General features: G+C 74.4%; 16 protein-coding genes and 1 riboswitch. Of the genes, 14 read left to right on the forward strand and 2 right to left on the reverse strand.

All coding sequences use genetic code 11. The annotated features are described in order from the left end of the window. Window positions 1-23: 23 nt before the first annotated feature. Both ACFTZC_RS23570 and ACFTZC_RS23575 read left to right on the forward strand, forming a co-directional pair. The gene (locus ACFTZC_RS23570; RefSeq protein ID WP_382892755.1) at window positions 24-1,292 is read left to right on the forward strand and encodes a sensor histidine kinase; all 1,269 of its coding nucleotides are present in this window, start codon (window positions 24-26) and stop codon (window positions 1,290-1,292) included. Continuing rightward, window positions 1,285-2,601: a hypothetical protein gene (locus ACFTZC_RS23575; protein WP_382892757.1), complete on the forward strand. Its 1,317-nt coding sequence runs from the start codon at window positions 1,285-1,287 to the stop codon at window positions 2,599-2,601. Before ACFTZC_RS23570 ends, ACFTZC_RS23575 begins: the two co-directional genes overlap by 8 nt. On the opposite strand, the gene ACFTZC_RS23580 is transcribed toward ACFTZC_RS23575, so the two are convergent. Next, the gene (locus ACFTZC_RS23580) at window positions 2,584-3,222 is read right to left on the reverse strand and encodes a DNA-binding response regulator (protein WP_382892758.1); all 639 of its coding nucleotides are present in this window, start codon (window positions 3,220-3,222) and stop codon (window positions 2,584-2,586) included. The genes ACFTZC_RS23575 and ACFTZC_RS23580 overlap by 18 nt on opposite strands. A gap of 105 nt (window positions 3,223-3,327) precedes the next feature. Further along, window positions 3,328-3,510, forward strand: a riboswitch (cobalamin riboswitch). 67 nt (window positions 3,511-3,577) lie between these two features. Here ACFTZC_RS23580 and ACFTZC_RS23585 point away from each other — a divergent pair. The 7 genes from ACFTZC_RS23585 (at window position 3,578) to ACFTZC_RS23615 (ending at window position 12,085) form a co-directional block, all read left to right on the forward strand. Further along, entirely contained in the window at window positions 3,578-4,663 is a 1,086-nt protein-coding gene (locus ACFTZC_RS23585; protein ID WP_382892759.1) for an ABC transporter substrate-binding protein, read from the forward strand. Continuing rightward, complete coding sequence (locus ACFTZC_RS23590) at window positions 4,660-5,763, forward strand: FecCD family ABC transporter permease (RefSeq protein WP_382892760.1); 1,104 nt, start codon at window positions 4,660-4,662, stop codon at window positions 5,761-5,763. Before ACFTZC_RS23585 ends, ACFTZC_RS23590 begins: the two co-directional genes overlap by 4 nt. Next, window positions 5,760-6,578, forward strand: coding sequence for an ABC transporter ATP-binding protein (locus ACFTZC_RS23595; RefSeq protein ID WP_382892761.1), 819 nt, complete (start codon window positions 5,760-5,762; stop codon window positions 6,576-6,578). The genes ACFTZC_RS23590 and ACFTZC_RS23595 overlap by 4 nt, the downstream gene beginning before the upstream one ends. Before the next feature lie 51 nt (window positions 6,579-6,629). After that, window positions 6,630-7,229 carry a GNAT family N-acetyltransferase gene (locus ACFTZC_RS23600; protein ID WP_382892763.1) on the forward strand — a complete coding sequence of 200 codons (600 nt, stop codon included), beginning with the start codon at window positions 6,630-6,632 and terminating at the stop codon, window positions 7,227-7,229. A 100-nt stretch (window positions 7,230-7,329) separates the two neighbouring features. Beyond that, window positions 7,330-8,859 carry an ABC transporter substrate-binding protein gene (locus ACFTZC_RS23605; protein ID WP_382892765.1) on the forward strand — a complete coding sequence of 510 codons (1,530 nt, stop codon included), beginning with the start codon at window positions 7,330-7,332 and terminating at the stop codon, window positions 8,857-8,859. 14 nt (window positions 8,860-8,873) lie between these two features. Next, window positions 8,874-10,733: an ABC transporter permease subunit gene (locus ACFTZC_RS23610; protein ID WP_382892766.1), complete on the forward strand. Its 1,860-nt coding sequence runs from the start codon at window positions 8,874-8,876 to the stop codon at window positions 10,731-10,733. Further along, window positions 10,730-12,085: an MDR family MFS transporter gene (locus tag ACFTZC_RS23615; protein WP_382892768.1), complete on the forward strand. Its 1,356-nt coding sequence runs from the start codon at window positions 10,730-10,732 to the stop codon at window positions 12,083-12,085. Before ACFTZC_RS23610 ends, ACFTZC_RS23615 begins: the two co-directional genes overlap by 4 nt. A gap of 39 nt (window positions 12,086-12,124) precedes the next feature. Here ACFTZC_RS23615 and ACFTZC_RS23620 read toward each other — a convergent pair whose 3' ends face one another. Then, the gene (locus ACFTZC_RS23620; RefSeq protein ID WP_382892770.1) at window positions 12,125-12,550 is read right to left on the reverse strand and encodes a hypothetical protein; all 426 of its coding nucleotides are present in this window, start codon (window positions 12,548-12,550) and stop codon (window positions 12,125-12,127) included. A gap of 155 nt (window positions 12,551-12,705) precedes the next feature. Here ACFTZC_RS23620 and ACFTZC_RS23625 point away from each other — a divergent pair, with 155 nt between their 5' ends. From ACFTZC_RS23625 to thrC, 5 genes are all read left to right on the forward strand, one after another. Continuing rightward, a complete protein-coding gene (locus ACFTZC_RS23625) occupies window positions 12,706-13,152 on the forward strand; it encodes a response regulator (RefSeq protein ID WP_382892771.1) in 447 nt (148 codons plus the stop codon). Window positions 13,153-13,231: 79 nt separating this feature from the next. Beyond that, entirely contained in the window at window positions 13,232-14,341 is a 1,110-nt protein-coding gene (nrtL, locus tag ACFTZC_RS23630; RefSeq protein ID WP_382892773.1) for an ArgS-related anticodon-binding protein NrtL, read from the forward strand. 76 nt (window positions 14,342-14,417) lie between these two features. Continuing rightward, entirely contained in the window at window positions 14,418-15,812 is a 1,395-nt protein-coding gene (gene lysA / locus ACFTZC_RS23635; RefSeq protein ID WP_382892775.1) for a diaminopimelate decarboxylase, read from the forward strand. Between the two features lie 128 nt (window positions 15,813-15,940). After that, window positions 15,941-17,242: a homoserine dehydrogenase gene (locus ACFTZC_RS23640; protein WP_382892778.1), complete on the forward strand. Its 1,302-nt coding sequence runs from the start codon at window positions 15,941-15,943 to the stop codon at window positions 17,240-17,242. Between the two features lie 7 nt (window positions 17,243-17,249). Next, complete coding sequence (gene thrC / locus ACFTZC_RS23645) at window positions 17,250-18,347, forward strand: threonine synthase (protein WP_382892780.1); 1,098 nt, start codon at window positions 17,250-17,252, stop codon at window positions 18,345-18,347. Window positions 18,348-18,709: the final 362 nt, after the last annotated feature.

The following is an 18,709-nucleotide window of genomic DNA, read 5'->3' on the forward strand; positions in this document are numbered from 1 at the left end:
CCGTTCCCTTAGGGGGACTTCCGGTGCCACACCGGAACCGGAAGCGCCCACCGGACGCGCGCGCCCCTGGGGCGGCCGAGCGCGTGCCCGGGCCGGCCGAGCGGGAGTTCGTCGCCTTCGCGTTCCGGTACGCCCACCGGATCCGCGTCGTCGTGGTCTGCTCCGGTGCCCTGCTCGCCGTACCGGCCATGCCCGTCGACGGCATGCCCGCCGCCGCGGTCATCTCCGCCGGTGTCATCGTCTGGAGCGTGCTCCACTACCGGCTGGCGCTGGCGGGCCGCCATCCGCGCCGGATCCTCGTCGCCGACCTCGGGGCGCTCGGCGCGGTCTGTCTCACGCAGGCGCTGACCATCCCGGACTCCCAGACCCGGTACGGCAGTACGTGGGTGCTGGTCGTCGTCAGCATCGTCGCCGTCGGCTACCAGCTCACCCACCCGGCGCGGCTCGCGCTGGCGGCGGCCACCCTGCTCGCCGCCGTCGATCTGGCCGGCGCGGTGATCGACCGCCCCGACGGCTGGACGTACGCGCTGCCCAACGTGGCCTGGCTCTTCGTCCAGGCTCTGCTCTGCCAGGGGATGTTCCGGCTGGTCCTGCGCGGCAGCCGGGCGGCCGACGCGGCGGGCGCGCGGGCCGCCGAGGCGCGGCGGCGGCACGATGTCGCCCAGGCGCAGCGGTCGGCCGAGCGGGAGCACCTCGCCACGCTGCACGACACGGCGTGCGCCACCCTGCTGATGGTCTCGGCGCACGGCCGGTCGCTCAGCCCGGAGGTGGTCCGCACCCAGGCGGGCAAGGACCTGCGCAGGCTCGCGGCCGCGCGGGCACCTGTGGCGGCCGGGGTGCCCGGCGCGTCCGCGTCGTCCGGGGCCACGTCCGAGGCGTGCGAGGTGGGTCCGGTCGACCTGACGCGGGAACTGGTCGCGGAGCTCGACGGCCGTCTCCTCTCCGTCGACGCCGCGTTCGACCGTACGCCCGGCTCCCTGGGCGCCGTTCCGCCGCCCGTCGCCGTCGCGCTGCGCGGCGCGCTGGGGGAGGCCCTGCGCAATGTGGAGCGGCACGCGGGCGTCCGCGCCGCGACGGTGACGGCGACCCGGGCCACCGACACCGTCACCGGAGCCGTCGCGCTCGTGGTCCGCGACGAGGGCGGTGGGTTCGACCCGGCGCGCGTGCCCGCCCACCGGCGGGGGCTGGCCCGCTCGATCGTCGAGCGGATGGAGTCGGCGGGCGGCCGGGCCGTGATCGTCTCGCGTCCCGGCGAGGGCACGACCGTACGGCTGGAGTGGCCCCGTGCCTGACCAGCCGAAGGCGGGTACTCCGGGTACGCCGGGCACTCCGGGCGCTGTTGACGCGGCTGGCGTCCCGGCGGACATCCCGGCGGACATCCCGGCGGACATCCCGGCGGACGTCGCGGCCGATGTCCCTGCGGACATCCCGGCCGCCGACCCGCTGACCGACCGGATCGCCCGTGACATGCGCGCCGGGCTGCGCGTGGCCGGGCTGTTCATCCTCACCGCCGTGCACCTCGGGCTGGCGCTGCCCGCCCTCCTCGCCAGTCTGCGCGGTTACGACCGGCCCTGGGTCCAGCTCTTCGCGTTCACCCTGCTCACCCTCCTCATCATGGTGGACGCGCTGCTCGGCGCCGACGGGCGCGGCCGACCACGCCCATGGGTCGTGCTCGGTCTGACCTGCGCCCTCGTGGCGTCGGCCGTCTCCACCGGCCGGCTGCCCGTGGCGGACTTCATCGGGACCCCGCACTGGACATTCCTGGAGATCGGCTGGTTCGGGGTGCTGCTGCTCTTCGACGCCGGGCTGCGGCCGACACTCGTCTTCATCGGCGGCCATCTCGTCCTCACCTTGACGCAGTTGCTGCTCGCGGGGGTGCCGACCCGGCAGGCCGCCTCCGGCATGGCCGTCAGCGCCCTGGCCATCTGCACCTTCCAGGTCGCCGCCGCGATGCTCGCCCGCTCGCTCGGTGACTGCGCCGCCGCCGCGAGCGCCACCGCGCGCGAGCAGGAGCGCGTCCGTACGGAGGCCGCCGTCGCCGCGCAGGTCCACGCCGACCAGCGGGCCCGCTACGCCGAACTGGACCGTTCCGTCATGCCGTTGCTGACCGGGCTCGCCGACGGCTCGCTCGACCCGGGGGACGAGGCCGCCCGGCGCCGCTCCGCCGTCGAGGCCGCCCGGCTCAGACGGCTCTTCGCGGAACGCGACCACGCGCACGATCCGCTGCTCCACGAACTGCGCGCCGGTATCGACGTCGCCGAACGCCACGGCGTCGACGTACAGCTCGCCGTACGCGGGGCCTGCGCCCCGGTCGACCGGCGGCTGCGCCGCGCGCTCACCGAGCCCGTGCTGGCCGCGCTCGCGACCGCCGAGCGCGACGCCCGCGCCACGGTCGTGCGTGGCGGCGGCCTGGTGCGGGTGAGTGTGGTGACCGACTGCCCGGCGACGGGGCCGACGGAGATCCCCGAACCGACCGAGCCGGGGGTACGGGTGCGCACGGTGCGCAGCGAGGGGCGGCTGCTGGTGGAGGCGTCGTGCACCCTCGACGGCCCGGACGACACCCCCGAGGACGCGCTCACCGCGTCACAGCTCGTCCAGTGACGTCAGCCCGTCCTGAATGGCCCGCGCGACCAGGTTCGCCTTGGTCGTCGCGGGCCGCCCCGCGTTGGCGTACTTGATGCGCACCCGCTCCAGATACGTGTTCACCGTACGGACCGAGAGCCCCAGGCTCGCCCCGACCATCGCCTTGGACTCCGACTGGAACCACTCCAGCAGCACCTCCACCTCGCGCGGCGTCAGCGCGGGCCGCCCCTTCCGGGCGTCGCTGCCGAACGCCCCGGCCAGCGCGGGCGGTGTGTACGGGCGGCAGTCGGCCGCCGCCAGCGTCGCCGCCATGAGGTGCCGTTCGCCCTCGGCCTTGGTGAGGTACGTGAACGCCCCCAGGTCCAGGCAGGTCAGCGCGGTCTCCTGGCTGTCCTGCATCGTGTAGACGATGACCTGCCGTTCGCCCGCGACGAGTTGGCGCAGTTCGGGGTAGGCGGGCACCCCGTGAGCGAGCTGGAGGTCGAGCACCACCACATCCGCGTCCCGTCCCGGCCCCGTCGTCGCCACCGACAGGTCCGGCCCCTTGGCGGTCACCGCGATGGGCCGCTCCGACGCCGCGTACCAGGACTCGATGCCCGCGAGGACCACGGGATGGTCGTCGATCAGAGCGACACTCACGGGCGAGGTTTCCGGCATGCCTCATTGTCCGCCGCCCCCGTTCCCGCCGATCGCCGCCGGGTGGAAAGCGCCGGAAAGTGCTGGTGTGGGGCGGAAAACCGCCTGTGATAGCTTGCCGAGGCCAGTCGAACCCATGTACGTGGGTCAGGGAATCCGGTGGGAATCCGGAGCTGACGCGCAGCGGTGAGGGCGACGGGCGGGGCATCGGCCACTGGACGGCAGTCCGGGAAGGCGCCTCCGTCCGGGTGACCCCGAGTCCGAAGACCTGCTGGCGGCCTCCGTCCGCGTCCTGTGGCGGGGGAGCACCGTACGACCGGGCTCCGCGCATGAGCCCTCGACGCAGAGGAACGACTCCGTGCCGATCGCACGCCTCGCCCGCCGTGCCACCCCTTTCCTCGCCGCCGGCGCCCTGCTGCTCACCGGCTGCGGTACCGGCCCGGACTCCGGAGCTGATTCCGCTTCCGGTTCCGCATCCAATTCAGGTTCCGGTTCCGGTTCCGCCCGGGCCGCCGGCTATCCCCGTACCGTCACCAACTGCGGTCGGGAGGTACGGATCGAGGCGCCGCCTGAGCGGGCCGTCTCGCTCAACCAGGGCACCACGGAGATCATGCTCTCCCTCGGCCTCGGCGACCGCATGGCCGGGACCGCCACCTGGACCGACCCGCTGCCGAAGAGCCTGGAGAAGGAGAACGCAGGGGTCGAGCGGCTGGCGGACAACAGCCCCTCCTTCGAGAAGGTCCTGGACGCCGAGCCCGACTTCGTCGCCGCCTCCTTCGAGTCCACCCTGGGCAAGGGCGGCGTGGCCACGCGCGCACAGTTCGAGGAGGTGGGCGTACCGGCGTACGTCTCGCCGTCCGACTGCGCCAAGGACAACACCGGCGACACCGACGGATCCCGCGCGACGCCGCTGACGATGGAGGACGTCTACGGCGAGATCCGCGATCTGGCCACGGTGTTCGGCGTCGAGGAGCGCGGTGCCCGGCTCGTCGCGGGGCTGAAGGACCGGATGGCGAAGGCGGTCGCCGGGATCGACGCGAAGAAGGCGAAGGACACCACCGTCCTGTACTGGTTCGCCAACTCCGAGGCCCCCTTCATGGGCGGCTGCTGCGGCGCGCCCGGCATCATCACCGACGCCGTCGGCGCCGAGAACGTCTTCGACGACACCCACGACGAATGGCCGCAGATCAACTGGGAGACGGTCGCCGACCGCGACCCCGCCTTCCTCGTGATCGGCGACCTCACCCGTAAGTCGCAGACGGCCGAGTCGGCGGCGAAGAAGATCGAGTTCCTGGAGACCAACCCGGTCACCAGGGTCATGGACGCGGTGAAGCACCAGCGGTACGTACGCCTCAGCGGCCAGGCGATGAACCCGAGCATCCGCACCGTGGAGGGCGTCGAGCAGGTGGCGGCGGCGCTGCGCGCGTACGCACCCGCCAAGTGACCACCGCGGAACGGGCGTCGCGGACGCCCGCCGAAGGGAGCCCGACGCCGCCGGACCCCGGCGGCTCCCGCGGGGGCCGGCGGGCCGCGGCCTGGATCCGCCCGGTGGGGTGGGCCTGCGGCCTCGCCGCGCTCGCCTTCTCCGTCGCCGTGGCGATCACCATCGGGCCCGCGGACATCCGTGTCGGAGACGTCTGGTCGGTCGTCGGCGCGCACCTGGGCCGGGGCGAGTCGCAGCTCACCCCGATCCGCGACGGCATCGTCTGGAACCTGCGGCTGCCGCGCACCCTGCTGGCGGCCGTCTGCGGCGCCGGGCTCGCGGTGTGCGGCGCGATCATGCAGTCCCTGCTCCGCAATCCGCTCGCCGACCCCTTCGTCCTCGGCGTCTCCTCGGGAGCCTCCACCGGCGCGGTCCTGGTGGTCGTGCTCGGGGTCGGGGGAGGGGCGCTGTCGGTCTCGGGCGGGGCGTTCCTCGGCGCGCTCTGCTCGTTCGGGATGGTGCTGCTGCTCAGCCACACGCTCGGCGGGACGACCGACCGGGTGGTGCTCTCCGGCGTGGCCGCGATGCAGCTCTTCTCCGCCCTCACCTCCTTCGTCGTCCTGACCGCCGCCGACGCGGAGACCACCCGCGGGGTGCTGTTCTGGCTGCTCGGCTCGCTCGGCGGCGCGGGCTGGACCGATGTCCAGGTCTGCGGCGCCGTCCTGCTGGTGGCGCTGGCGGTGTGCGGCGGGTACGCGCGCACGCTCGACGCGTTCGCCTTCGGGCAGGACGCGGCGGGGCACCTCGGCGTCTCCGTGGCCCGTACGCGCCTCGTCCTGCTCACCGTCACCGCGCTGCTGACGGCCGCGCTGGTCGCCTCGGCGGGCGCGATCGGCTTCGTCGGACTCGTCCTGCCGCACGCCGCCCGCGCGCTGGTCGGCCCGGGGCACGGCCGGCTGCTCCCGGTCACCGCGCTGACCGGGGCGGTCTTCCTGGTGTGGGTCGACACCCTGGCCCGTACGGTGCTCGACCCGCAGGAGGTACCGGTGGGTGTGGTGACCTCGCTCATCGGGGTGCCGGCGTTCGTCCTGGTCCTGTACCGGGGCCGGAGGATCCGATGACGCACCCGACCCCGGCATCGGTCCCCACGGGGCTGAGCGCCGACCGGGTCTCCCGCGCCGCCGGGGGCCGCCTCATCCTCGACGGGGTCTCCCTCGCGCCCGCGCCGGGATCCACCGTGGGGCTGCTCGGCCCCAACGGTTCGGGGAAGTCCACCCTGCTGCGGCTGGTCTCCGGCGTCCTCGCCCCCACCTCGGGCGTCGTCACCCTGGACGGCAGGACCCTCGTCGAGACGGGCCGCAGGGCGGTCGCGCGCCGGGTCGCGGTGGTCGAGCAGCAGACCGACACCCAGGTCGAGCTGAGCGTCCGCGAGGTCGTACGCCTCGGCCGCGTCCCGCACCGCCGCGCCTGGTCGCCGCCGTCCGCCGGGGACGAGGACGCCGTACGGACGGCCCTGGAGCGCACCGGTCTGACGGACCGCGCCGGCCAGTCCTGGCACACCCTCTCCGGCGGCGAGCGCCAGCGCGTCCAGATCGCCCGCGCCCTCGCCCAGGACCCCCGGGAACTCCTGCTGGACGAGCCGACCAACCACCTCGACATCCAGCACCAGCTCGATCTGCTGCACCTGGTCGTCACGCTCCCGGTCACCACCGTCATCGCCCTGCACGACCTGAACCTCGCCGCGATGTACTGCGACGAGGTCGTGGTCCTGCGCGCGGGCCGGGTGGTGGCCGCCGGGCCTCCGGGCGACGTGATCACCGAGGAGCTGATCGCGGACGTCTACGGGGTACGGGCGTCGGTCACCCGGGACGACGGCGGGACGGGCCGCCCTCATGTGCGGTTCCTCGGCACCGTGCCACGGGCCGGTGACGCATGACATGGAGATCCCGGTGACGGTCCGCCGAGGCTTACTGCATATCATTCGCAAGTGCCCAGCTATCGCATTCGAACAGCCACCCCCGAGGACGCCGACGCCGCCCGCGTGGTGATGCTCGACACCGTGTACCACGACTTCCGCTCGGGGTACGTGCCGCGCTGGCACGGCGACATCATCGACATCGAGGCCGCCTATCTCGTCCCCCCGCGCCACACCCTGCTGGTCGCCGTGGAGGAAGGGGGAGTTGGAGGGGCGGCGGGGGAGGCGGGGAGCGGCGGAACCGTCGTCGCCACCGCCGCCCTCGACTCCCGGGGGCCCGCGTATCCCCCCAACCCCCGCTGGCTCGCGGAGCGTTACCCCTCCGGGGAGACCGCGCAGCTGCGCCGGGTGTACGTGCACCCCGGCCACCGGCGCCGGGGGCTCGCTCGCGCGCTCGTGCGTGAGCTGCTGGACTTCGCCGCCGCGGACGGCGGTTACCGCTCCGTCTATCTGCACACCGACCCCTCGGTCACCGGCGCCGAGCCGTTCTGGCGGTCGCTCGGGAAGGTGGTGTGCGACGAGCGCGACGCCGCGGAGGTTGCGGCGGGTGATCCGGCGGGCACGGTTCATTTCGAGCTCCCCGTCCCCCTCGGGATCCCGGGGCCCCGATGAAAACGATTGTCATGTAATCTTTCGTTCGCCCGTGCCCGCCCGTGCCCGCCAGTGCCCGAGGACACGCACCAGGCTGTCCATCGCGTAGAGAACGAGGACCATGCGCCCTGCCCACCGCCGCCGTCCGGTCGCCGGTCTGCTGCTCGCTCCCCTGCTCGCCCCGCTGCTCACCGGCTGCTTCGCCGACGGCGGCTCCTCGGGCGCGCCGGGCTCCGGCTCGGGCCCGGCCGACGGGGCGCGGCTGCGGGTCGCGCTGGCCTTCCCGCCGTCCGAGAACCTCTCCCCGTACGGCGCCGACGCCACCCTCCTCAGCCGGCTCGGCGTCACCGAGGGGCTGACGAGACTCGACGGCAACGGCGCGGCCTCGCCCGCCCTCGCCGAGTCCTGGAGCCGGGAGAACGGCCGCAGTTGGCTCTTCACCCTGCGCGACGCCCGCTTCCAGGACGGGGCGCCCGTCACGGCCGCCGCGGTCGCCGACGCCCTCACCCGCGCCGCGGCCGCCACCCCGATACCCACCGCCCTCTCGGGCGTCCGGCTCACCGCGCGGGCGACCGGCGACCGTACCGTCCGCGTCACCACCGCGACCGCCGACCCCGTACTGCCGCTGCGGCTGGCCGGGCCGAGCCTCGCCGTGCTCTCCCCGAAGGCGTACGGGAAGGGGCGCGCCCCTGACCCGGTCGGCCATGCCACGGGACCGTTCACGATCACCAAGGTCAACGGCTCCGCCTCCGCCACCCTCGACCGCTTCGACGACTACTGGGGCGGCCGGTCCCAGGCGTCCGGCATCGACGCCAAGTTCATCGCCGACGGCACCGCCCGCGCCAACGCGCTGCGCACCGGCGAGGAGGACATCGCCGAGGCGGTACCGGTCTCGCAGGCCGCGTCCCTCCCGAAGGGCGTCGCGCGCGAGGTTCCCACCGCCCGCACCACCAGCCTCTTCCTCAACACCCGTTCCGGCGCCTTCACCGATCCGGCGGTACGGGCCGCCGCCCGCCGGGCCGTCGACACCTCCGTACTCGCCAAGAACGTCTACGAGGGGTACGCCGACCGCGGCCAGGGCATCTTCGGCCCCGCCCTCAACTGGGCGGCCGGCAAGCGCGAACAGCCCGCCGGACGCGCGAAGGCCGCCACCGCCGCCGAGGTCGAGGGCACCACCGTCCGCCTCGCCACCTACGACAACCGGCCCGAGCTGCCCGAGGTCGCCCAGGTCCTCCAGCAACAGCTGGAGAAGGCCGGCTTCACCGTCGAGCTGACCGTGCGGGAGTCCTCACGGATCGAGAGCGACGCGCTGGCCGGCAAGTTCGACGCGTTCGTCGGCGCGCGCAACACCATGCTCGACACGGGCGACCCGGTCTCCGTCCTCGCCAGTGACTACACCTGTGACGGCACGTACAACCTGGCGCTGCTCTGCGACAAGGAAGTGGACCGGGCGATCGCCGCCGCCGACGCGGTCGCGGACCCGGCGCGGCGGCAGGACGCCGTGCTCGCCGCGGAGGCCCGGATCCTCGGTACGGACGCGGTCGTTCCGCTCATCCACCAGCGCAATGTCCTCGGCGTCGCCACCTCCGTACGGGGCGTGGTGCTCGACCCGTACGAGCGCGCCGTCGTCGCCCCCGGCACCCGACGCTGACCGGGACGGACCGCATGCACCGCTCCCTGACCGGCCGCGCACCCGACCGGCCGCTCCCCGGCCTCACCCTCCTGTGGCGGGCCGCCCTCGCGGCCGGCCTGCTCTGCGCCATCGGCCTGCTGCCCTGGCTCTCGCGCACCGATCCCGCGCTGACCGTGCTCAAGGCGCGCTCGGCGGAGCGCGACCCCACCCCCGAGGTGCTCGACGCCGTACGGGACCAACTCGGCCTCGGCGCGGGCCCCCTCCACCTCCTCGGGCGGTGGCTCGGCGGTCTCCTGCGCGGCGACGCGGGCGACTCCTGGATCTCCGGCTCCGCCGTACTGCCCGGCGTGGTCCAGGCGATGGGCGTCTCGCTGCTGCTGATGGCCGTCGCGATGGCGGTCGCCGGGGTCACCGCCGCGGCCGTGTGCGCCCGTACGCTCCGGCGCGGCGCGCGGCGCACGCCCGGCGCGCCACGGGCCGGGGGAGCGGCGGCGATGCTCGCCGCGCTGCCCGAGTTCCTGACGGCCTCCGTCCTGGCCACCGTGGTCGGCGTACAGCTCGGCTGGCTGCCCGCGCTCGGCTGGTACGGACCGCGGTGGCTGGTGCTCCCCGCGCTCGCCCTCGGCCTGCCCGCCGGCGCGCTGCTCGGCCGGATGCTGGACGACGCGCTGCCCGGCGCCTTCGCCGAACCCTGGGCGACGGCGGCGGCCGCGCGCGGCCTCCCCGGCCACCGGATCGCCCGGCAGGCGGTGCGCCGCTGCCTCCCCGGACTCCTGCCCAACCTCGGCCTGTTCGTCGTCGGCCTCACCGGCGGCTCGGTCGCCGTGGAGCAGATCTTCGACATCCCCGGCCTCGGCCGGCTCACCCTCGACGCCGCGATCGCCCAGGACCTGCCCGTACTCCAGGCGGGCACCCTCGCCCTGCTCCTGCTCGCCGCCGCCGCGGGCGGCCTCGCGCGCGGTACGGCGCGCCTCCTGATCGGCCCCGTGCTGCGGGACGGCGCGCTCCAGTCCCTCCACCGGCCCGCGCCGCCCGCGGGCCGCGCCCTGCCGCTGGTGTACGGGACGCTCCTGCTCGGCGTCATCGGGGCCGGGCTCACCCGCGACCCGCTGACGCTGGACCCCGCGGCGCGGCTCGGGGCGCCGTCCTGGGCACATCCGTTCGGCACGGACGCCCTCGGCCGCGACATCCTGGCCCGGATCGGGCACGGCGCGCTGACCACCCTCGCCCTGGCGCTGGCGGTCAGCGCCGCCGCGCTGCTCCTCGGCGTCCTGCTCGGCCTCGTACCGAAGGTGTCCGGCGCCGCCGTCGACACCGTCAACGCGGTGCCGCCCGTCCTCGCCGGGCTCCTCGTCGCCGGGGCCGCGGGCAGCGGCCCGGCCACCCCGGCGCTCGCGGTGGCCGCCGTCGCCTGGGCGCCGCTCGCCGCGCACGCCTCCGCGCTGCTGCTCCAGGAACGCGCCACGACCCACCTGGCCGCCACCCGCGCGCTCGGCGCGGGCCCGCTCCATCTGCTCCGCCGCGAGCTGCTGCCCGCGGTCGTACCGCCGGTGGCGCGGCACGCGCTGCTCCGGCTGCCCGCCGTCGCGCTCGCCCTGGCGTCCCTGGGCTTCCTCGGGCTCGGCGCGCAGCCGCCGTCCCCCGAGTGGGGCCTGCTGCTCGCCGAGAACCTGCCGTACGCGGAGCGCGCCCCGTGGGCGGTCTTCGCGCCGACCGCCGTGCTGGCCCTGCTCGGAGCCCTCGCCGTGTCGGCGGCGGGCGGCATCCGGGTCCGTACTCGTGATCGCCGCGTCGAGGGAAGCCCGATGACCGACGCCGCGCCCCCGGCGACCGGGCCCGGAACGTCGTCGCCCTCCGTATTCGTGATGGCCGCCCCGGAGGAAACCCGATGACCCAGGCCGACCCACCCGCGCCCCAGGCCGGCCCGCGGACGTCCGAGGCCACGCAATCCGCTCCCGCTCACGCCCACGCCCCCAGCGCCGAGCCGCCGGGGGCAGCCCGCCCCGGCTCCGGCCTCCGGGGCCGGTTCCGGTTCCGGTTCGGTGTGTGGCGCGGGCTCACCCCGCTGCTCCGTCTGCTGATCCTGACGCAGCTCGCCTTCAACGTCGGCTTCTTCGCCGTCCTCCCGTTCCTCGCCGACCACCTCGGCGGGGCCGTCGGCATGGCGGGCTGGCTGGTCGGCCTGGTGCTCGGGCTGCGCACCTTCAGCCAGCAGGGCCTGTTCGTCGTCGGCGGCGCCCTGGCCGACCGGTACGGCGTACGGCCCGTGGTGCTGGCGGGGTGCGTGCTGCGCATCGCCGGGTTCGCCTGGCTGGGTTTCGCCGAGCGGTCCTGGTCCGTCATCGGCGCCGTGCTGCTCGTCGGCTTCGCCGCCGCCCTCTTCTCGCCCGCCGTGGAGTCCGAGGTGGCCCGCCAGGCCGTGGCCAGGGAGGAGGCGGGCGGCGGCCCCCGTACCGGTGTGCTCGCGCTGTTCACCGTGGCCGGCCAGGCGGGCGCCTTCGTCGGACCGCTGCTCGGCGCGCTGCTGCTCGCGGTGGACTTCCGTACGGTCTGCCTCGCCGGTTCCGTGATCTTCCTGCTCGTCCTGGCGGGCCACTGGTGGCTGCTGCCGCAGCACATACCGGGCCGGGCGCCCACCCGGGGCCCCGGCGGCGCCCGGGCCCTGCTCCGCAACCGCCGCTTCCTCGCGCTGTGCCTGGCGTACGGCACGTACCTCCTCGCGTACAACCAGCTCTACCTGGCCGTCCCCGCGGAGGTGGAGCGCGCGGCGGGCTCCCAGGCGCCGCTGGCCTGGCTCTTCGCGCTGTCGTCGCTGCTGGTCGTCACGGCGCAGCTCCCCGTCACCCGCTGGGCCGCCGACCGGCTCGGGCTGCGCCGCTCCATGGCCGCGGGCCTGGTCCTGCTGTCGGCCGGCTTCGCCGTCGTGGCGGCGGCCCGCCCCGCCGCCCTGACCGGCGCCGGGGGGCTGGTGCCGGTGGCGGGGTTCACCGCCCTGCTCACCCTCGGCCAGATGCTGATCGCCCCGGCCGCCCGCGCCTGGGTCCCCGATCTGGCCGACCCCGGGCGGCTCGGTCTCTACGTCGGCGCCCTGTCGTCCGTCTCCGGCCTGGTCGTCCTGGCCGGCAGCGCGGCCACCGGCTCCCTGCTCGACGCCGGCCTGCCGGTGGCGGTGCCCTGGCTGGTCCTCGCCGCGGTCCCGCTGGCGGCGACGGCCCTGCTCCCGCGCCGCGAGGGGCGGCCGTAGGGCACCTGTGGGGGTAGGGGGCAGCTCACAGGCCCCGCGTCACCGCCCCGTGTCGTCAGGCAGGGACATCCGCAGCGCCAGCTCCCGCAGCAGCTCCTCCGAGGTGATGTCCGTACGGCCCGCGTCATGGACCCGCGCCAGCTCCGTGAAGACGAAGGTGAACGCCCCGATGAGCTGCATGATCGGGGGCAGCGCCGCCTCCGTCACCGAGTGCGCCGCCTCCAGCGGGGTGGCCTCGGGGGAGACCGTGAACGAGGGGAAGACCTCGGCGAGCAGCGAGCCGATCTGCCCCGCGCCGTTGCCCGTCCCCGGCTCCGTCCCCGGCTCCGTCCCGGGTTCCGGACCCGGCTCCGCGCCGGGCTCCGCACCCGCCCCCGGCCCCGCGTCGCGGTCGGCCGAGCGGATCCACTCCGCGGACTGCGTGAGAATGCCGATGGCCCTGAGGACGACTTCGTTCTGCTCCATGGAACACGACTCTATGGGGGCTCCGCGGGGGCGCGCGACGGCTGACCGCCCTTCCCGGCACGGCGCCCGCTCGGGCGCCGTGCCCGCGTCGTCCACGCGGGGCGGAAGTCGGCAAAACCCGGACGCGGCACCGGCTTCGGACCTACTCTCGAGTTGTGTCTGGAGCGTCCGGCCGGGTGCTCGTTGTCGACGACAACAGGGTCATCAGGCAACTGATCAGGGTCAATCTCGAACTTGAGGGTTTCGAGGTCGTGACCGCGGCCGACGGTGCCGAATGCCTGGACGTCGTCCACGAGGTCGCCCCCGACGTCATCACCCTCGATGTGGTCATGCCACGCCTCGACGGCCTGCGCACCGCCGCCCGGCTGCGCGCCGACCCCCGCACCAGCCGGCTCCCGATCGCCATCGTCAGCGCCTGCACGCAGTACGAGGTGGACACCGGCGTCGCCGCCGGGGTGGACGGTTTCCTCGCCAAGCCCTTCGAACCGGCCGACCTGGTCCGGCTCGTACGCCGCCTGTGCCGCCAGGAGGGCCCGCCGTCCCTGGACGGCAGGCAGGACGGCAGGCACGGCGCCGGACACGCGGGCTCCACCCGCGGCTGACCACCGCGGCCGACCACACCCGTACCGCATGGCGAAACCGGTTGGCGGGGAGCCCCCACCCAGGACCTACCCTTGACCCGTGACCCCCGCAGAGCTCTCCCGAACCGTGCTGCACGCCGTGTGCCGCGCGGTCGAGGACGACGCCCTGCCGGGCCCTGTGCCCGAACGGGTCGCGGTCGAGCGCCCCCGTCCCGGCGGCCGGGGCGACTACGCCACCAATGTCGCGCTCCGGCTCGCGGGCCCCGCGGGACGCCCGCCCCGCGAGGTCGCCGAGATCCTGCGCACCACCCTCCTGCGCACCGCGCCCGGCGCCGGGATCGCCCATGTCGAGATCACCGGGCCCGGCTTCCTGAACTTCACCCTGGCCGCCGGCCGCCGCGCCGGCGCCCACGCCGGCCTGCTCCGTACGATCCGGCGCGCCGGGGCCCGTTACGGACACGGCGACGCGCTCGCCGGGACCACCGTCGCCCTGGCGGCCACGGAGGAGCCCCGGGCCGCCCTGTGGACCCGTACGGCCGTGCGGCTGCTCCGTACCCAGGGCGCCGGCGCCGCCGTCGTCCCCGGCGCCGCCGAGGCGCTGCGCCCCGTCCCCGTCGCCGCGGGCACCACCGCCGAGGAGCTGTACACCCGGCTCGGCCCCGACGCCGCCCACTGGGCGCTGCTGCGGCCCGCCGCGCACGACCGGCCGTACACCGGCCCGGAGGCCGCCCGCGCGCTGCTCGTGCAGCGCGAGAGCAACGGCCTCTTCCTCGTGCGCTACGCGTACGCCCGCACCCGCGCCACCGCGCGCGCCGCCGCCCGGCTCGCCCTCACCCCGGCCGCCCCCGTCAACGAGCACGAGAGGCACGACGAGCGCGACAGGCAGGACGAGCACAACGAGCACGACCGGCACGACGAGCACGCGGGACCCGTCGAGGACCCCGCGGCCCCGCTCCTCGCGCTCCTCGGCGACCACCCGGCCGTGCTGGCGGCCGCCGCCCGGCTGCGCGCGCCCGACCGGCTCGCCCGCCATCTCGAACACACCGCTGACGCGTTCCTGCGCTTCCAGGGCGCCCGCCACCCGCTGCCCCTCGGCGACGAGAAACCCTCGGCCGCCCACCGGTCCCGGCTCGCGCTCGCCGAAGCCGCCGGGACGGTGCTGGCCGGCGGCCTGTCCCTGCTCGGCATCGACGCCCCGGAACACCTGTGAACGGAGCAGCCGTGCACCACGCACCCGTGAACGCCGTTCCGCACCCCTCTGAAGAGAAGCCAAGAGAGCCACGCACATGAGCCGTTCCGCACACCCCGCAGGCCCCCGCCACGCCGACGTACTCCCCGAAGGCCACTACACCGCCCCCGCCGCCGACCTCAACGCCCTGGACGAGAAGGTCTGGTCGCGTACGGTGCGCCGCGCGGAGGACGGTGTGGTGACCGTCGCCGGGATCGAAGTGACCAAGCTGGCCGAGGAGTTCGGCACCCCGGCGTACTTCCTCGACGAGGCGGACTTCCGGGCCCGCTGCCGCGCCTGGGCCGAGGCCTTCGGCGCGGACGCGGACGTCTTCTACGCGGGCAAGGCGTTCCTCTCCCGCGCCGTCGTGCGCTGGCTCCACGAGGAGGGGCTCAACCTCGACGTGTGCTCCGGCGGCGAGCTGGCCACCGCGCTCTCCGCCGGGATGCCCGCCGAGCGCATCGCCTTCCACGGGAACAACAAGTCCACCGAGGAGATCGAGCGCGCCGTCACGGCGGGGGTCGGCCGGATCGTCCTCGACTCCTTCCAGGAGATCGTGCGGGTCGCGCACATCGCGCAGCGGCACGGCAGGCGGCAGCCCGTGCAGATCCGGGTCACGGTCGGCGTGGAGGCGCACACGCACGAGTTCATCGCCACCGCCCACGAGGACCAGAAGTTCGGCATCGCCCTCGCCGACGGACAGGCCGCCGAGGCCGTCCGCCGGGCCCTCAAGCTCGACGGCCTCGAACTGACCGGCATCCACTCCCACATCGGCTCGCAGATCTTCGACATGGCCGGCTTCGAGGTCTCCGCCCGCCGGGTCGTCCAGCTCCTCGCCGAGGTGCGCGACGAGCACGGTGTGGAGCTGCCCGAGATCGACCTCGGCGGCGGCCTCGGCATCGCGTACACCTCCGAGGACGACCCGCGCGAGCCGCACGACATCGCCAAGGCGCTCAGCGACATCGTCACCCGCGAGTGCGAGGCCGCCGGGCTCCGTACGCCGCGTATCTCCGTGGAGCCGGGCCGCGCCATCGTGGGCCCGACGGCCTTCACGCTGTACGAGGTGGGCACGATCAAGCCGCTCGAAGGGCTCCGCACGTATGTCAGTGTGGACGGCGGCATGTCCGACAACATCCGTACGGCGCTGTACGACGCCGAGTACAGCGTGGCGCTCGTCTCCCGCGCCTCCGACGCCGAGGCGATGCTGACCCGCGTCGTCGGCAAGCACTGCGAGAGCGGCGACATCGTCGTACGGGACGCGTTCCTCCCCGCCGACCTGGCCCCCGGCGACCTGCTCGCCGTGCCCGCCACCGGCGCGTACTGCCGCTCGATGGCGAGCAACTACAACCACGCGCTCCGGCCGCCGGTCGTCGCCGTCAGGGACGGCGAGGCCCGGGTGATCGTCCGGCGCGAGACGGAGGAAGATCTGCTGCGTCTCGATGTCGGTCACTGAAATACATGTCTCGCAATCTGGACGAGGGGCGGAATCCTTCGTCCGGTGAGTGAGACTGGTGGGCAATCACGCTTCCGCGTGACCGTGTCGGTCGCGTCGGATGAAATCGGATGAAAGGCGTAGGTCGGATGATGCGTACGCGTCCGCTGAAGGTGGCGCTGCTGGGCTGTGGTGTGGTCGGCTCAGAGGTGGCGCGCATCATGACGACGCACGCCGACGACCTCGCCGCGCGGATCGGGGCCCCGGTGGAGCTGGCCGGGGTCGCCGTCCGGCGCCCCGGCAAGGTGCGCGCGGGCATCGACCCGGCGCTGGTCACCACCGACGCGACCGCCCTGGTCAAACGGGGCGACATCGACGTGGTGGTCGAGGTCATCGGCGGCATCGAGCCCGCCAGAACGCTGATCACCACCGCCTTCGAGCACGGCGCCTCCGTCGTCTCCGCCAACAAGGCGCTGCTCGCCGAGGACGGCACGACGCTCTACGACGCCGCCGACCGGCACGGCCGCGACCTGTACTTCGAGGCGGCCGTCGCGGGCGCCATCCCGCTGGTCAGGCCGCTGCGCGAGTCGCTGGCGGGGGACAAGGTCAACCGGGTCCTCGGCATCGTCAACGGCACGACCAACTTCATCCTCGACCGGATGGACACCGCCGGCGCCGGCTACTCCGAGGCGCTCGACGAGGCCACCGCCCTCGGGTACGCGGAGGCCGACCCGACCGCCGACGTCGAGGGCTTCGACGCCGCCGCCAAGGCCGCCATCCTCGCCGGGATCGCCTTCCACACCCGGGTACGCCTCGACGACGTGCACCGCGAGGGCATCACGGAGGTCACCTCCGCCGACCTCGCCTCCGCGCAGCGCATGGGCTGCACGGTCAAGCTCCTCGCGATCTGCGAGCGGGCCGCCGACGGCCGTTCCGTCACCGCGCGGGTCCACCCGGCGATGATCCCGCTCAGCCATCCGCTCGCCTCCGTGCGCGAGGCGTACAACGCGGTCTTCGTCGAGGCCGAGGCGGCCGGGCAGCTCATGTTCTACGGCCCGGGCGCGGGCGGTTCCCCGACCGCCTCCGCCGTCCTCGGCGACCTCGTCGCCGTCTGCCGCAACAAGCTCGCCGGGGCCACCGGGCCCGGGGAGTCCGCGTACACCCAGCTTCCCGTCAGCCCCATGGGCGACGTGGTGACGCGCTACCACATCAGTCTCGACGTGGCCGACAAACCGGGTGTGCTCGCCCAGGTCGCGACGGTCTTCGCCGAGCACGGCGTGTCCATCGACACGGTCCGTCAGAAGGGCCGGCAGGACGGTGCGGGCGAGGCCGCCCTCGTCGTCGTCACCCACCGCGCGGCCGACGCGGCCCTCTCCGGGACCGTCGCGGCACTGCGCAAGCTCGACACCGTGCGCGGTGTCGCCAGCATCATGCGTGTTGAAGGGGAGTAAGGGACCCATGACCAGCAATGGCCTGACCAGCAGGGGCAGCCGTGAGGGCGTCCACCAGTGGCGCGGCATCATCGAGGAGTACCGGCACCGCCTCCCGGTGACGGAGAAGACGCCGGTCGTCACCCTCCGTGAGGGCGGTACGCCACTCGTCCCGGCGCAGGTGCTCTCCGAGCGTACGGGCTGTGAGGTTCATCTCAAGGTCGAGGGCGCCAACCCCACCGGGTCCTTCAAGGACCGTGGCATGACCATGGCCATCACCCGGGCCAAGGAGGAGGGCGCCCAGGCGGTCATCTGCGCCTCCACCGGCAACACCTCGGCCTCGGCCGCCGCCTACGCCGTACGGGCCGGGATGGTCTGCGCCGTCCTGGTGCCCCAGGGCAAGATCGCCATCGGCAAGATGGGCCAGGCCCTGGTCCACGGCGCCAAGATCCTCCAGGTCGAGGGCAACTTCGACGACTGTCTGACGCTGGCCCGCTCGCTCTCCGACCATTACCCGGTGGCGCTGGTCAATTCGGTCAATCCGGTCCGTATCGAGGGCCAGAAGACCGCCGCGTTCGAGATCGTGGACGCGCTCGGCGACGCCCCGGACATCCATGTGCTGCCCGTCGGGAACGCCGGCAACATCACGGCGTACTGGAAGGGCTACACCGAATACGCCGCCGACGGCGTGGCGGGGCGCACGCCGCGCATGTGGGGCTTCCAGGCGTCCGGCTCCGCGCCGATCGTGCGCGGTGAGATCGTCAAGGACCCGCACACCGTCGCCACCGCGATCCGGATCGGCAACCCGGCCTCCTGGCAGTACGCGCTGGCCGCCCGCGACGAGTCCGGCGGCTTCATCGACGAGGTGACGGACCGCCAGATCCTCGCCGCCTACCGGCTGTTGGCCTCCCAGGAGGGCGTCTTCGTGGAGCCCGCCTCGGCCGCCTCCGTCGCCGGACTGCTCAAGGCCGCGGACGAGGGCAAGGTCGACCCCGGCCAGCGCATCGTCTGCACCGTCACCGGCAACGGGCTCAAGGACCCCGACTGGGCCGTGGCGGGGGCGCCTCAGCCGGTCACCGTGCCGGTCGACGCGGTCGCCGCGGCGGCCCGCCTCGGTCTCGCCTGACACCACCACGGGCGGCACCTCGCCGCCGCCCGCCGCCCGTGCGGCGGCGGGAAGCGCACATGACCGACATAGGCGCACAGGCGGGCACGCGACACGCATCGTGCGCCTCCTGTGCGCCCTATGTCGCCACCGATCCATCCTTCGATAAGCTGTACCCAATCCGCCCCGCCGCATATGCCGCGGTGCTGCCGCCGTCGTGGCCGCGGGCGTTCCGTACGTCCCTCTCGAAACCTCCTCCCGCACACCCCGGAACCCCACGCAGCCACGCGAATCCGCCGCACCTGCCGCGGCACCGACACCGACACCGCGACACCTCAGCACGCCAGCACGTCAGCAAGCCGGTAGCCCAGTACCGCAGTCAC

It is taken from the genome of Streptomyces sp. NPDC056987, assembly GCF_042673865.1.
GTDB lineage: Bacteria > Actinomycetota > Actinomycetes > Streptomycetales > Streptomycetaceae > Streptomyces.